We start from the raw sequence: 11,829 nt of genomic DNA on the forward strand, positions 1-11,829 counted from the left end.
CAAGGTCCAATCCGGCCTTGCGCTCGCGCTAGCCAGCCGACAGATACCGCCCTCGATGAGCCTCAACATTCGTCATCGGAAAGCCGCTCGAGATAGGCAAGCCCGAATGCTGCGAGTTCCTGGGCATCACCGTTACTCTCGCGCGCTTCCCGCCTCCCTTGCAGATGACGCTCGAGCAGGCAACGACGGCCATCCGCTGCATCGACGCTGCGATGCCGGGCAAGGTACACGCACCAAGCGGTGTCCACCGCTGTTCGTAGCGGGCTGTCGTCGACCATGTTCCAGCTCCGACGTGGAAGATGTTCATGGGGCGCCAACTCCTCGCGACGGCGGAAGTTTCCAGTTTTTCCCTAAAGTCTAAGTCTGCGCGCAAGGCGAGCGCAATCAGCGGTCGCTCCCTTCGCGCGTGCAAGTTCAGCCGAGACGACGCGCCGCCATCTCCGCGGCGAGCAGCAACGCCGCGCGGCTGGCGCCAATCGATGCGATACCTTGACCCGCGATGTCGTAGGCGGTGCCGTGCGCGGGCGTGCAGATCGGGAACGGGAAGCCGCCGAGCAAGGTCACGCCGCGATCGAAATCCATCAGCTTCATCGCGATCTGGCCCTGGTCGTGATACATCGTCAGCACGGCATCGAAGGCGCCGGCCTTGGCGCGCAGGAACACGGTGTCGGCCGGAAACGGTCCCTCCGCGGCAATGCCCTCGCTCTGGCTTGCTGCGACCACCGGCGCAATCACGTCGATCTCCTCGCGGCCGAAATTGCCGCCGTCGCCGGCATGGGGGTTGAGGCCTGCGACCGCGATGCGTGGCCGCGCAAAGCCGGCGTTGCGCATGCAGGAATCGGTTAGTCTGAGCGCGCGATGGATGCGTTCGCCGGATAGCTTCGCAGCGACGTCCCTGAGCGGGATGTGCGAGGTGACCCGTGCGTTCCAGAGCCGGTCCAGCACGTTGAATTCGCTTGCCGGCGTCTTGAGACCGACGACCTCGGCGGAGAACGCGATCTCGTCGTCGTACTCGGCACGGGCAAGGCGCATCGCCTGCTTGTTAAAGGGGGTGAAGCAGACCGCGTCGACATGGCCGTCGCGGCCGAGCTCGAGCGCATGCCTGTAATTGGCCAGCGCAAATTTTCCGCCGGCAAGGGTCGCTTTCTTCGGCTCGACCTCTCTGGGGTCGAGGTGGCGGAGATCGACGAACAGCGCATCTTCCTGCGCTGCGCGAAGATCGGCGCCCTGCTCTAGCATCTTCAGCTCCGGCTTGACGCCGGCAATGCGCGCGCCCTCGTCGAAAATGCGGCGGTCGCCGATGACGACGAGCCGGCAGCGCGCGCGGATGTCGTCCTGCGCCACGAGCTTGGCCGTCAGCTCCGGGCTGATGCCGGCTGGATCTCCCATGGCCAGCGCAATCAGCGGCTTTGCGGTCATATGATCGCCCTTTCCTGGACTGGCGCATCGGTCGCGGGCGACGCAGGTTTGCGCCAGAGCCGCGGCAGCTGCAACAGAAGCGGAAGCAGCAGCAGCGCGATGCCGCCCACGATCAGGCACGTCACCAGCTTGTTCGCAAAGAAAATGCCGAGAGATCCCTTGGAGATCAGCATCGACTGCCGGAAGGCGTCCTCGGCCTTGTCGCCGATGACGATCGCGAGCACGAGCGGCGCCAGCGGATAGAACAGCTTCTTGAAGAGATAGCCGACGACCCCGAAGCCGAGCATCATGACGACGTCGAGATAGGAGTTCGACACCGAATAGGCGCCGACGACGCAGATGATCACGATCAGCGGCGCGATCACCACGAAGGGAATCCGCATCAGGGCGGCGAACACCGGGACCGTCAGCAGCACTAGGGCCACGGCGACGATGTTGCCGACATACATCGAGGCGATCAGGCCCCAGACAAAATCCTTTTGATCCACGAACAGCATAGGCCCGGGATTGAGGCCCCAGATCATCAGCCCGCCCATCATCACGGCCGCGGTCGCCGAGCCCGGAATGCCGAGCGAAAGCATCGGCAGCAGCGCGCTGGTCCCGGCGGCATGATCGGCCGTCTCCGGCGAGACGATGCCTTCGACCTCGCCCGTGCCGAAATGTCGGCCGCGCCGTGAAAAGCGGCGCGCGATGCCGTAGCTCATGAAGGAGGCCGCGGTCGGGCCGCCCGGCGTGATGCCCATCCAGCAGCCGATCGCGGCGCTGCGCAGCAGGGCGATGCCGTGCCGCGGCAGGCGGCCGACGGCGCGAAACACCTCGCGCCAATCGATTTTGGATGAGACGGCGCGGGCGTGAAATTCCTCCTCGACGGCCACCAGCAGCTCGCCGATGCCGAACAGGCCCATCACCGCGACGACGAAGCTGACGCCCTTGACCAGCTCATCCACGCCCATGGTGAGGCGTACGCTGCCGGAGACCGTGTCGATGCCGATGGCGGCGATGGCGAAGCCGAGCGCCAGCGCCACGACGGTCTTGATCGGCGCCGCACCGCCCATGCCGACGAAGCTGGCAAAGGCGAGAAAATAGACGGCAAAATACTCGGCCGGCCCGAACGCGAGCGCAGCCTGCGCCACCCAGGAGGCGAGGAAGGTGATCAGGATGACGCCGACCAGCGCGCCGAACGCCGCCGAACCGAAGGCGGTCGCGAGCGCGGTGGTCGGCCTGCCGTCGCGCGCCATCGGATAGCCGTCGAAGGTGGTCGCCACCGACGACGGCTCCCCCGGGATATTGAACAGGATGGAGGTCACCGATCCCCCGAATAGCGCGCCCCAATACATGCTGGAGAGCAGGATGATGGCCGAGACCGGCTGCATGCCGAAGGTGAGCGGCAGGAGCAGCGACACGCCGTTCGGCGCGCCCAGCCCCGGCAGCACGCCGACGAGAATGCCGAGCAGCACGCCGACCACCATCAGGACCAGATGCGGCACCGTGACCGCGATGGTGAAGCCGTGCAGGAGCTCCTGGAGATTGTCCATCCCGCTGCTCCCTCAGAACCCGAGCGCGGAAGCCAGTGCGCCGCGCGGCAGACTGACCTGGAACATGCGCTCGAACACGAGGTAGAGCGCGAGCGCCGTAGCTCCTGCCATAGCCAGCGCGCGCGGCACGGATTGGTGTCGGGGAATCGCCAGCACCGCGAAGACATAGAGAGCGGAGGCGACATACATCCCGGCGAGCGGGATCGCAGCGACGAAGATGGCAGCCGGCACGAACAGGCCGACGAGCCGGCGCAGCTCGATCGACGTGATCGCGATGGGAACGTTTGCGAGCGTCGCGGCCGGCACCACGCCTCGCACCAGATTGTAGAGGCTGCCGAGCACGACGATGATCCCGGTCAGGAACGGGAATGTGCCGGCGTCCACGCCTGCGCTCGACCAGCCGATGCCGTTGTCGAGGCTGGAGACGACGACGGCTACGCCGAAGCTGCCGGTGAGCACGGCGGTCGCAAGTTCAAGCGCGCGACGGGAGATCATGGGCAGCTCCGGCGAAACAGTCCTCGTCCTGAGGAGCGCGCTTTTTCGCGCGTGTCGAAGGACGGCTCCAGGCGACATCGCATCCGCGGCCATCCTTCGAGACGCCCGCCTCCGGCGGGCCCTCAGGATGAGGACCAGGGCTACAGTTGGCGGCGCGATCGAAGCCCATCCTCGGCCTCACTTGACCAGCCAGCCCTGCTCGCCCGCGACCTGCTTGATGCGCTCGAGGTCCTCCTTGATGAATTTTTCGAGCTCGGCACCGGTGAGGAACGTGTCGACCTGGGAGGTCTTCTCGATGTAGTCCTTCCACTCCGGCGTCGCCTGCACCTTCTTCATGAGGTCGACATAGAACGCGGCCTGCTCCGGCGTGACCTTGCCGGGCAGCCACACGGTACGCGGCTGCTCATATTGGTTGATGTCGAGGCCCTGCTCGACGCAGGTTGGAACGTCGCCCCAGCCTTCCGTCGCGGTGACCTTCGGCCCCTGGGGCAGCCGCTTCGGGCTGAACACGCAGAGCGGGCGCTGCGTGCTGCCGCGCCATTGCCCGAGGCTTTCGCTGGGGTTGTTGACGTGGGAATCGAGGTGTCCGCCGGCGAGCTGCACGGCGGTCTCGGCGCCGCTCTTGAACGGGATATAGGTCAGCTTGACCTTGCCGGCCTTCTCGATCATGCGCGTCAGCACCTCGTCGGTGTCCTTGGACTGCGCGCCGCCCATCTTGAATTCGCCCGATGCGGCCGCCTTCAGATAATCGCTCGCAGTCTTGTACGGCGCGTCCTGCTTGACCCAGAGCAGGAACTCGTCCTGCGCCATCGCCGCGATCGGCGTGAGATCGGTGTAGTTGAAGGCGACCTTGGAGACGAGCGGCTGCTGCCAGGCATTCGAGGTGCCGAAGATCACCTTGTAGGGATCACCGGCGGAGGCCTTGCCGTAGACATAGCCTTCAGCGCCACTGCCGCCCCCCTTGTTGACGACGACGATCGGCTGCTCGATCAGCTTGTGCTTGGTGATGATGTTCTGCACCGCGCGCGCGAGATTGTCGGTGCCGCCGCCGGGGCCGGCGGTGGCCACGAACTCGATCGGCTTTTGCGGTTGCCAGGCGCTGAGCGCCGGCATGGTGCCGGCGAGCACGGCTGCGGCTGCGGAGAGCAGAAATGTTGGCGTCCGACCCATGATTTCCTCCAGCTGATCTTTATCTTTTGTTGTTGTCGTATCGACGTCCGGTCAGGCGACGTGTTCCTCGCGTCGTTCCCGGGCCGAGACGATTGCGCCTTCTTTTTCGAGCGCTTCGATTCGTGACTGGTCGAACCCATGCTCGGCCAGAACCTCTTTCGTGTGCTCTCCATAGACCGGTGCGCCTGATCGCACTTTGCCCGGGGTCTCCGAAAACTTGATGGGAAGCCCGATCGTCTTGACGGACCCGAGCGTGGAGTGCTCGACCTCGACGACCATCTCGCGCGCCAGCGTCTGCGGATCGCTCAGCGCCTCCAGCATGTCGTGCACGGGGCCGCACGGCACGCCCTTCTCGTCCAGCGCCGCGAGCCAATGCGCCCGCGATTGCTTGCGGAAGCGTTCGCTGAGGACGGCTTCGAGCTCCTTCAGGTTGGCCATGCGATCGGCACCGGTGACGAAGCGCGGATCGTCGGCGAGCTCGCTCGCGCCGAGCGCTTCCAGCATCAACAGCCAATGCTTCTTGTTGGCGCCGCCGACCACGAGCCAGCCGTCCGAGGCTTCAAACGCCTGGTACGGCGCGTTGAGCGGATGCGCCGAGCCCATCGCGCGCGGCGCGGTGCCCGCGGCGAGCGCGATGGTCGACTGCCAATAGGTCTGCACCAAGGCGGCTTCATAAAGCGAGGTCTCGACCCATTGGCCTTCACCGGTCTTGAGGCGATGGGTGTAGGCGGCCAGGATGCCCATGCTCGCGAGCAGGCCGGCGGTGATGTCCGACAGCGGCGGGCCGCACTTGACGGGCGGACCGTCGGGCCGCTCGCCGGTAAAACTCATGATGCCGCTCATGGCTTGCGCGACGAGATCGAACCCCCTGCGATGCTTGTAGGGGCCGGTGCGGCCGAAGCCCGACAGCGAGCAATAGATCAGCGCCGGGAATTCCGCGTGCAGCGCCTCATAGCCGAAGCCGAGGCGCTCCATCGCGCCCGGCGCAAAGTTCTCGACCAGCACGTCGGCATCGGCGATCAGCCGGCGCAGCACCTCTTTGCCGCCGTCGGTCTTCAGGTCCAGCACGATGCCGCGCTTGTTGCGGTTCATCATCAGGAAGGAGGCCGCCTCGTCCCCGATCTTCGGCGGCACCGAATGACGGGTGTCGTCGCCGTTCGGCCATTTCTCGATCTTGATCACGTCGGCGCCCATGTCGGCGAGCATCAAGGTGCAGGTCGGTCCCGCCATGACGTGAGTGAGATCAATGACCTTGAGGCCGGCCAGCGGTCCCGAACGGCGGGAGGTGGATTGCGATGGATCGCTTTGCATCGGCTCGTCCTATTGGCCGCGCCATTGCGGCGCGCGCTTGTTGAGGAAAGCATCGAGCCCTTCGCGAAAATCCTGGCTCGTGTAGCACATCAGGATGAGGTCTTCGCCCTCGTCCTGCGTCAGCCGGCGCTGCAGACGGCTGACAGCCTGCTTGGTCGCGTTCAGCGTCAGCGGCGCATGGCTCGCGACGAGCCGGGCCACCTCGTCGGCGCGTCGTTCAAGGGCGGCAAGATCGTCGACGACCTCACCGAGCAGCCCGACACTTGCGGCTTCCGCGGCGTCGACGAGGCGCGCAGTGAAGATGAGATCCTTGACGCGCGCAGCGCCGATCAGCGCGGTGAGACGGCTGACATTGGACATCGACAGGCAATTGCCGAGCGTCCTGGCGATGGGGAATCCGATCTTCGCAGCTTTTGTGCCGATGCGGAGGTCGCAGGCCGCGGCAATGCCCGCCCCGCCGCCGGTACAGAACCCGTTGATCGCCGCGATCGTGGGGACCCGGCATTGCTCGAGTGTGGTCAGAACGCGGTCGATACGGTTCTCGTAGTCGATGGCGTCCTGCGGCGTCCTGAATTCGCGAAACTGATTGATGTCGGTGCCCGAGGCGAAGGCCTTGTCGCCGGCCCCGCGCAGCACCAGCACCTTGATGTCATGGTCGCGGTTGGCCTCCTCGCAGATCGCGGCGAGCCGCTCGTACATGGCGAAGGTGAAGGCGTTGCGGGCCTGCGGGCGGTTGAAGGTGATCCGCCCGATGCCGCCGTCGCGCTCGAACACGAGGTCTTCTGCCTCCACTTGCAGATCCATTTCCTCATACCTTTCTGTTTTTTACATTTTTGAATGCAAAACTTTGGATTTTCAAGCTGGAACTTGGCCATATGGGCGTATAAGTTCATTTTTGCATTCAAAACTGAGCTCAGAGCCATGCTTCACGACGAGGTCGTCAACCGCATCCGCGCCATCCTCCTCGACGGCGAAATCCCGCCGGGCGCGCGGATTCCCGAGCGCGAGCTGTGCGAGCGGCTCGAGATCTCGCGGACGCCGCTGCGCGAGGCGCTCAAGGTGCTGGCGGCGGAAGGGCTCGTGCAGCTGCTGCCGCATCGCGGCTCGCGGGCAGCAAAGCTGACCGACAAGGACATGCGCGACCTGTTCGAGGTCTGCCAAGGCTTGGAGGCTCTCGCGGGCGAACTCGCCTGCGAGCGCATCAGCGACGCGGAGATCGATGCGATCGCCGCCGCGCACGCGGACATGGTGCAGCACTATCGCGAGCGCGACCTGATCCAGTACTACCGCGGCAACCGTGCGATTCACGAAGCCATCGTGACCGCAGCGGGAAATCCTGTGCTCGCCGGGCTTTACGCCTCGGTGACCGCGCGCATCCGGCGCGCGCGCTATGTCACGCCGATGACGGCGCAGCGCTGGGCGCTCGCCGTGAAGGAGCACGAGGCAATCCTGAACGCGCTTCAGCGCCGCGACGGTGTCGGGCTCGCCCACATCCTGCGTGCGCATCTGCGTCACAAGCGCGAGGAAGTGCTGCAGGCGGGCTTTGCCGAGACGGAAGGCAATGACGTCACGTTGAGAATTGCGTAACGCGCAATTCCGCGCCTTGGCGCAGCCTGCCTTTGCACGTCGCTTTCGCGCTCCGGCTATCGTTCTCGTTCAGCGTGCCGTACCGGGTAATTCCACTTGCTAGCTTGTCGCAACCGGCGCAGCATGCTTTCCGCCGCCCTCCGGCCACGTGGCCGATCGGGCGGCCGCTTACCGCGCCAACGATTGCGCAAAACAAAAGACGAAAGCGGAGGAAAAGAATGACATTCGATGTCTCGCGTCGGTCCCTACTCGCACTCGGGGCCGGTCTCAGCGCCAGCGCCATGCTCGGCAGCAGCGCGATGGCGCGGGCGCCCAAGCTCGGCACCCAGACGCCCTACTGGCACCGCTTCATTCTCGGCGATGCCGAGGTGACCGTGGTATCCGACGGACCGCTTCCGCTCGGCGATCCCTCCGGGACCTTCACCGGCGTTCCCAAGGAAGAGGTCAAGAAGATGCTGACCGACAATTTCCTGTCGCCGGACAATGTCGTGCTCGAACAGAACTCTCCGATCGTGAACACCGGTGACAAGCTCATCCTGTTCGACACGGGCATGGGCTCATCGAAGATGTTTGGCGCCAGCACCGGACGGCAGCAGAAGAGCATGACGGAGGCCGGCATCAAGCCGGGCGACATCGATGCCGTCGTATGCTCGCATGCCCATATCGATCATATCGGCGGCATCGTCGACGACGGCGGCAAGCCGCTGTTCCCCAACGCGCAAGTCTACATTGCCCAGAGCGATTTCGACTTCTGGACCGACGAAGGCAAGCTCGGCAGCGCGGCCAAGGATTTCGTCATCCACGCCCGCAAGAACCTGCTGCCGGTCCGGGATCGGATCAAATTCTTCAAGGATGGAGAGGAATTCCTGCCCGGCGTGCAGGCGATCGCGGCCCCCGGCCACACCGTCGGCCACACCATCTTCATGGTGACGTCGGCCGGCAAGTCGTTCGCCTTCCTCGGCGATCTCTCGCACCATTCGGTGCTGCTGCTGGAGAAGCCACGGATGGAGTTCTCCTACGATTCCGACCCGAAGCAGGCGGCGGAGTCGCGCGTCAAGCTGCTGACGATGCTGGCCGCCAACAAGATCCCGGTGATGTCCTATCACTTCGCCTGGCCAGGCTATGGCCATGTCGCCAAAGCCGGAGATGGTTTCCGCTACTATCCGCAACCGATGCAGATGACGTTGTAGCCGTCAGTTCAGATCCGGGCGGCGCGAGCCGCCCGGATCTGTGCGGTCCCACGCGGCGAACCTTACAGGCACTCCAGGCGGGCCCGCAGCTGGGCGTCGCTCTCACGGCCCACTGCAAGCAATGCGGAATACGGGTCCCCGGCAATGCCGAGCGCGGCGGCAAACGCGGGCTCGGTCTTCATCCCGCGCGCCCTATGGTCGGCCACGGCTTTGCGCAGACGCCCGTCGTCGAGCGCGAGCAATCTCCGCTCGATTTCGAAGTGCAGCCAGCCTTCCTGCTGATCGACCGGCCTGGGATCGCCGAATAGCTCGAACGGCCAGCCGTCCCACTCGAAGCGGGCGACCACCGGCCGTCGGCGGGAGCACCATTGGTAGAGCGCAAACCCGTCACAGGAGCGGTATCGTCGCCAGACCACTTCGGCGAAAGCTGCCGCGTCGAGAACATGGCAGACGACATCGATGTCGCTCGTCGTCGTCGCGAGCCCCAAGGGCAGCGTCCCGACCACGCGTGGATCGAACTCCCGCAGCTCGTCGAGCAATCCCGAACTGCCGATTGCGGCTTCGTAGCTATCGATCGGTCTCGGCATCGCCGAAGACCTCGACCAGGCGAAAACGCTCGCACATCAGCATCATGTCGTCGCTATAGCGCCCGAGCCTGCCGAAATAGGATTGATGGGCACGGCGCCAATGAGCCAGGCTCCGGTCGCCTTCTCCCTCGTCATGTGCAAAGGCTGCATCGACCTCGTTGAAGCGCCGGTATGTCACCTCGATGGTTTCGATGACGCAGCGCGGCTCTCCTCGCCCGTCGAGCACGACCCAGCGCTCACCGGGCGTAGAGGTGTTCGGCTCGTCCTCGGTGCTGCACGTCGCGGTCTTGATGCCCTTGACGACGAGCTCGACTAGTTCGTCGGCCAGCGCGGGACTGTCGCCGAACGCGAAGGTTCGCAGATGCTGATACGGCTCGGGAATCCCCTTGCCCACCTAACAGCCGAGCCTATCCGCGATGCCGCCAAAATCCTTCGCGACGATGTCCCACTTGCCGGTTGCTTCGAAATCGACCTTCTGAAGCGGGCCGTATTCGGTCGGCCGCGCCACGAAGGCGGTCTTCAATCCGTTCTTCTGGGCGGCAGCGAGATCGCCATTGTGGGCCGCGACCATCATCACCTCTTCCGGCTTGAGGCAGAGCAGCTTTGCTGCGCCGAGATAGGTTTCCGGATCGGGCTTGTAGTGCTCGAACAGCTCGGCCGACATAATGAGGTCCCACGGCAGGCCGGCGAACTTCGCCATGTTGGTGAGCAGCGCGACGTTGCCGTTCGAGAGCGGCGAGATCACGAACTTTGATTTCAGCCGCGTCAAGCCGGTGACGCTGTCGGGCCAGGGATGCAGGCGGTGCCAGCCTTTGGTGAGGTAATCGAGATCGGCGTCGGTGAGGCCCTTGATCGCGAATTGATCGACCAGCTGCTCCAGCGAGCGGCGGTGCAGGTCATCGAGCATGACGTAGCCGCGCTCGGGATGTTGGCGCACGTCGTCCATCGAGGCCATGTACATGCCGCGCCAGCCGTCGACCAGCGCGGTCCAATCCGCGCTGATGCCGCGCTGCTTTCCCCACCACATGAAGTCGGTGATCAGGCTGGTGCGCCAGTCCACGACCGTGCCGAATACGTCGAAGACGAGGGCTTTGATGACGGAGAGATTGGATGGTGTGGTCATGCTTCGCTCCGCTGATTTTGTTTTGGCCCGGCTAGCCGGCCGAGATCGAGGGCTTTAAAGCATGATCCGTTCCATGCAACAATAGCGCTAGTTCGGCGCATCAAGCACGTGAGGGACGAGTTTGGTCGCCTACCTCAACTCGTCGGGGTGAAGCGCACCGGCCATGACAACCGTCTCTGTCGCATACATATTGCTCGAGGATGCCCGCCTCCCGGACGAGGAGGCTTTGATCCAGTTCTTACGCGTTCGTCATGCCGACATACGCTGGAACCGTAGCACCTTCGCACCGAGCGACGGTGCTGACGGTCCCCTGTTCATCCGCGCAGGAGATCATCTCATGACGATCCTCCTGATGCCTGCGCCGATACCTTTCGATCAGCAATTGTGGGAGCGGGCTTCCTGGCTGTGGCCGGAAGCTTTCCACGCCGCTCGACGCCATCGTGCGCACCTCGTGGTCGCGCCGATGGGCTCTGCCGAAGGCAATACGGAAACGAAAGCGCTGGATTTTGCCGAGAATACGTACCTCACGACCGCCTTTGTGGGTGCCGTGGTTGCGGCACTGCCTAATGTTGTCGCCGTCATCTGGGACGGAAAAATCGGCCGTTCCCCCGAGATGTGGCTGGAGCAGTCAAGCCGCGCGTTCGAGGCGTATCCAGATCAGCCGTTCGGATTGTGGATGGACATCGTCCCCTTCCGTTCCGGCAAGACCCTGGGAGCTTATACGCTCGGATTGTCCGCGTTCGCTGGACGAGAGATCGAGTTTGAGGTGGACGGGCTTGACGAACGCACCGTCACCGGCCGGGTTGCCCAGCTCTCGGCATTTCTCATCGCTGCCGACCCCGACGCGAGCTTCAAGAACGGTGAGGTGTTCAAACCGGACTCCGAGATCGACCATCGCGTTGCTGTGCTCCATCGCAAGTCGCGCTTCAACCTTGGGCCGGTCATCTCCTTCTCATCTCTTGATGATCGATCGGGGAGAATCAGGACCTATCCGATCATTCCTCCTTCCATCGCCGGAAATCATCCTCTGCTGATCATGCTGGCAAAGGTTGGGCATTTCGATCCGGCGCATCCAAGAAACAAAATCGGTCTCAAGCCTGATCACTACGTCTCCGAAGTACGCCTGGAGAGCTTCGATGAAGGCCTCGCGCAGGCGCTGTCCCGTATGATTGCAACTGACACCTATGCCGAGGCCGACATAAACGCGCGCAGCGCGCTCGCGCGCGGAGACATGGCGACCGCGAAGTCCATTCTTCAGCCCTGGGCCGATGAGGTTGGGCAGCTCCAGGGGGCCGTCATGCTGGCTCTGATGTTGCGCGACCTGCACATGTTCGCCCCGGCACCGCATCGCAGCCCATAGCAGACAGACGACGGATCCGTCTGCGACCAAAGCGCCGAGCAATCGCGCGCGG

At 64.3% G+C, this 11,829-nt stretch carries 13 protein-coding genes; 3 read left to right on the forward strand and 10 right to left on the reverse strand.

Annotated elements, in window-relative coordinates:
- Positions 1–62: 62 nt before the first annotated feature.
- From I6F20_RS06680 to I6F20_RS06710, 7 genes are all read right to left on the reverse strand, one after another.
- The gene (locus tag I6F20_RS06680) at positions 63–278 is read right to left on the reverse strand and encodes a hypothetical protein (RefSeq protein ID WP_074447910.1); all 216 of its coding nucleotides are present in this window, start codon (positions 276–278) and stop codon (positions 63–65) included.
- 136 nt (positions 279–414) lie between these two features.
- Positions 415–1,419: a 4-hydroxythreonine-4-phosphate dehydrogenase PdxA gene (locus I6F20_RS06685; protein ID WP_225125509.1), complete on the reverse strand. Its 1,005-nt coding sequence runs from the start codon at positions 1,417–1,419 to the stop codon at positions 415–417.
- Positions 1,416–2,954, reverse strand: coding sequence for a tripartite tricarboxylate transporter permease (locus I6F20_RS06690; protein ID WP_225125511.1), 1,539 nt, complete (start codon positions 2,952–2,954; stop codon positions 1,416–1,418). Before I6F20_RS06690 ends, I6F20_RS06685 begins: the two co-directional genes overlap by 4 nt.
- A 12-nt stretch (positions 2,955–2,966) precedes the next feature.
- On the reverse strand, positions 2,967–3,449 hold the full coding sequence (locus I6F20_RS06695) for a tripartite tricarboxylate transporter TctB family protein (RefSeq protein WP_225125514.1): 483 nt from the start codon (positions 3,447–3,449) through the stop codon (positions 2,967–2,969).
- Positions 3,450–3,626: 177 nt separating this feature from the next.
- Positions 3,627–4,619 carry a tripartite tricarboxylate transporter substrate binding protein gene (locus tag I6F20_RS06700; protein WP_225125516.1) on the reverse strand — a complete coding sequence of 331 codons (993 nt, stop codon included), beginning with the start codon at positions 4,617–4,619 and terminating at the stop codon, positions 3,627–3,629.
- Between the two features lie 51 nt (positions 4,620–4,670).
- Positions 4,671–5,930 carry a CaiB/BaiF CoA transferase family protein gene (locus tag I6F20_RS06705; protein WP_074447908.1) on the reverse strand — a complete coding sequence of 420 codons (1,260 nt, stop codon included), beginning with the start codon at positions 5,928–5,930 and terminating at the stop codon, positions 4,671–4,673.
- 9 nt (positions 5,931–5,939) lie between these two features.
- On the reverse strand, positions 5,940–6,734 hold the full coding sequence (locus tag I6F20_RS06710) for an enoyl-CoA hydratase/isomerase family protein (RefSeq protein WP_225125518.1): 795 nt from the start codon (positions 6,732–6,734) through the stop codon (positions 5,940–5,942).
- A 117-nt stretch (positions 6,735–6,851) separates the two neighbouring features.
- Here I6F20_RS06710 and I6F20_RS06715 point away from each other — a divergent pair, with 117 nt between their 5' ends.
- Together I6F20_RS06715 and I6F20_RS06720 are read left to right on the forward strand one after the other, a co-directional pair.
- Positions 6,852–7,517: a GntR family transcriptional regulator gene (locus I6F20_RS06715; RefSeq protein ID WP_036022947.1), complete on the forward strand. Its 666-nt coding sequence runs from the start codon at positions 6,852–6,854 to the stop codon at positions 7,515–7,517.
- Between the two features lie 218 nt (positions 7,518–7,735).
- Positions 7,736–8,707, forward strand: a complete 972-nt coding sequence (locus I6F20_RS06720; protein WP_225125520.1) for an MBL fold metallo-hydrolase — start codon at positions 7,736–7,738, stop codon at positions 8,705–8,707.
- A 62-nt stretch (positions 8,708–8,769) separates the two neighbouring features.
- On the opposite strand, the gene I6F20_RS06725 is transcribed toward I6F20_RS06720, so the two are convergent.
- Genes I6F20_RS06725 through I6F20_RS06735 form a run of 3 tightly spaced genes read right to left on the reverse strand, consistent with a single transcriptional unit; the run spans position 8,770 to position 10,417 of the window.
- Entirely contained in the window at positions 8,770–9,294 is a 525-nt protein-coding gene (locus I6F20_RS06725; RefSeq protein ID WP_225125521.1) for a DUF4269 domain-containing protein, read from the reverse strand.
- On the reverse strand, positions 9,275–9,688 hold the full coding sequence (locus tag I6F20_RS06730) for an ASCH domain-containing protein (RefSeq protein WP_225125523.1): 414 nt from the start codon (positions 9,686–9,688) through the stop codon (positions 9,275–9,277). Before I6F20_RS06730 ends, I6F20_RS06725 begins: the two co-directional genes overlap by 20 nt.
- On the reverse strand, positions 9,689–10,417 hold the full coding sequence (locus I6F20_RS06735) for a haloacid dehalogenase type II (RefSeq protein ID WP_225125525.1): 729 nt from the start codon (positions 10,415–10,417) through the stop codon (positions 9,689–9,691). It abuts the gene before it with no gap.
- Positions 10,418–10,754: 337 nt separating this feature from the next.
- Between I6F20_RS06735 and I6F20_RS06740 the strand changes: the two genes are divergently transcribed.
- A complete protein-coding gene (locus I6F20_RS06740) occupies positions 10,755–11,777 on the forward strand; it encodes a hypothetical protein (RefSeq protein WP_225113557.1) in 1,023 nt (340 codons plus the stop codon).
- Positions 11,778–11,829 lie beyond the last annotated feature (52 nt).

The organism is Bradyrhizobium sp. IC3123 (assembly GCF_020193625.1).
Lineage (GTDB): Bacteria > Pseudomonadota > Alphaproteobacteria > Rhizobiales > Xanthobacteraceae > Bradyrhizobium > Bradyrhizobium yuanmingense.

Excerpts from the sequence above, each read along its gene's own strand:
- I6F20_RS06680 (WP_074447910.1), bottom strand. The coding sequence starts at position 278 with ATGGTCGACGACAGCCCGCTACGAACAGCGGTGGACACCGCTTGGTGC.
- I6F20_RS06685 (WP_225125509.1), bottom strand. The coding sequence starts at position 1,419 with ATGACCGCAAAGCCGCTGATTGCGCTGGCCATGGGAGATCCAGCCGGC.
- I6F20_RS06690 (WP_225125511.1), bottom strand. The coding sequence starts at position 2,954 with ATGGACAATCTCCAGGAGCTCCTGCACGGCTTCACCATCGCGGTCACG.
- I6F20_RS06695 (WP_225125514.1), bottom strand. The coding sequence starts at position 3,449 with ATGATCTCCCGTCGCGCGCTTGAACTTGCGACCGCCGTGCTCACCGGC.
- I6F20_RS06700 (WP_225125516.1), bottom strand. The coding sequence starts at position 4,619 with ATGGGTCGGACGCCAACATTTCTGCTCTCCGCAGCCGCAGCCGTGCTC.
- I6F20_RS06705 (WP_074447908.1), bottom strand. The coding sequence starts at position 5,930 with ATGCAAAGCGATCCATCGCAATCCACCTCCCGCCGTTCGGGACCGCTG.
- I6F20_RS06710 (WP_225125518.1), bottom strand. The coding sequence starts at position 6,734 with ATGGATCTGCAAGTGGAGGCAGAAGACCTCGTGTTCGAGCGCGACGGC.
- I6F20_RS06715 (WP_036022947.1), top strand. The coding sequence starts at position 6,852 with ATGCTTCACGACGAGGTCGTCAACCGCATCCGCGCCATCCTCCTCGAC.
- I6F20_RS06720 (WP_225125520.1), top strand. The coding sequence starts at position 7,736 with ATGACATTCGATGTCTCGCGTCGGTCCCTACTCGCACTCGGGGCCGGT.
- I6F20_RS06725 (WP_225125521.1), bottom strand. The coding sequence starts at position 9,294 with ATGCCGAGACCGATCGATAGCTACGAAGCCGCAATCGGCAGTTCGGGA.
- I6F20_RS06735 (WP_225125525.1), bottom strand. The coding sequence starts at position 10,417 with ATGACCACACCATCCAATCTCTCCGTCATCAAAGCCCTCGTCTTCGAC.
- I6F20_RS06740 (WP_225113557.1), top strand. The coding sequence starts at position 10,755 with ATGACGATCCTCCTGATGCCTGCGCCGATACCTTTCGATCAGCAATTG.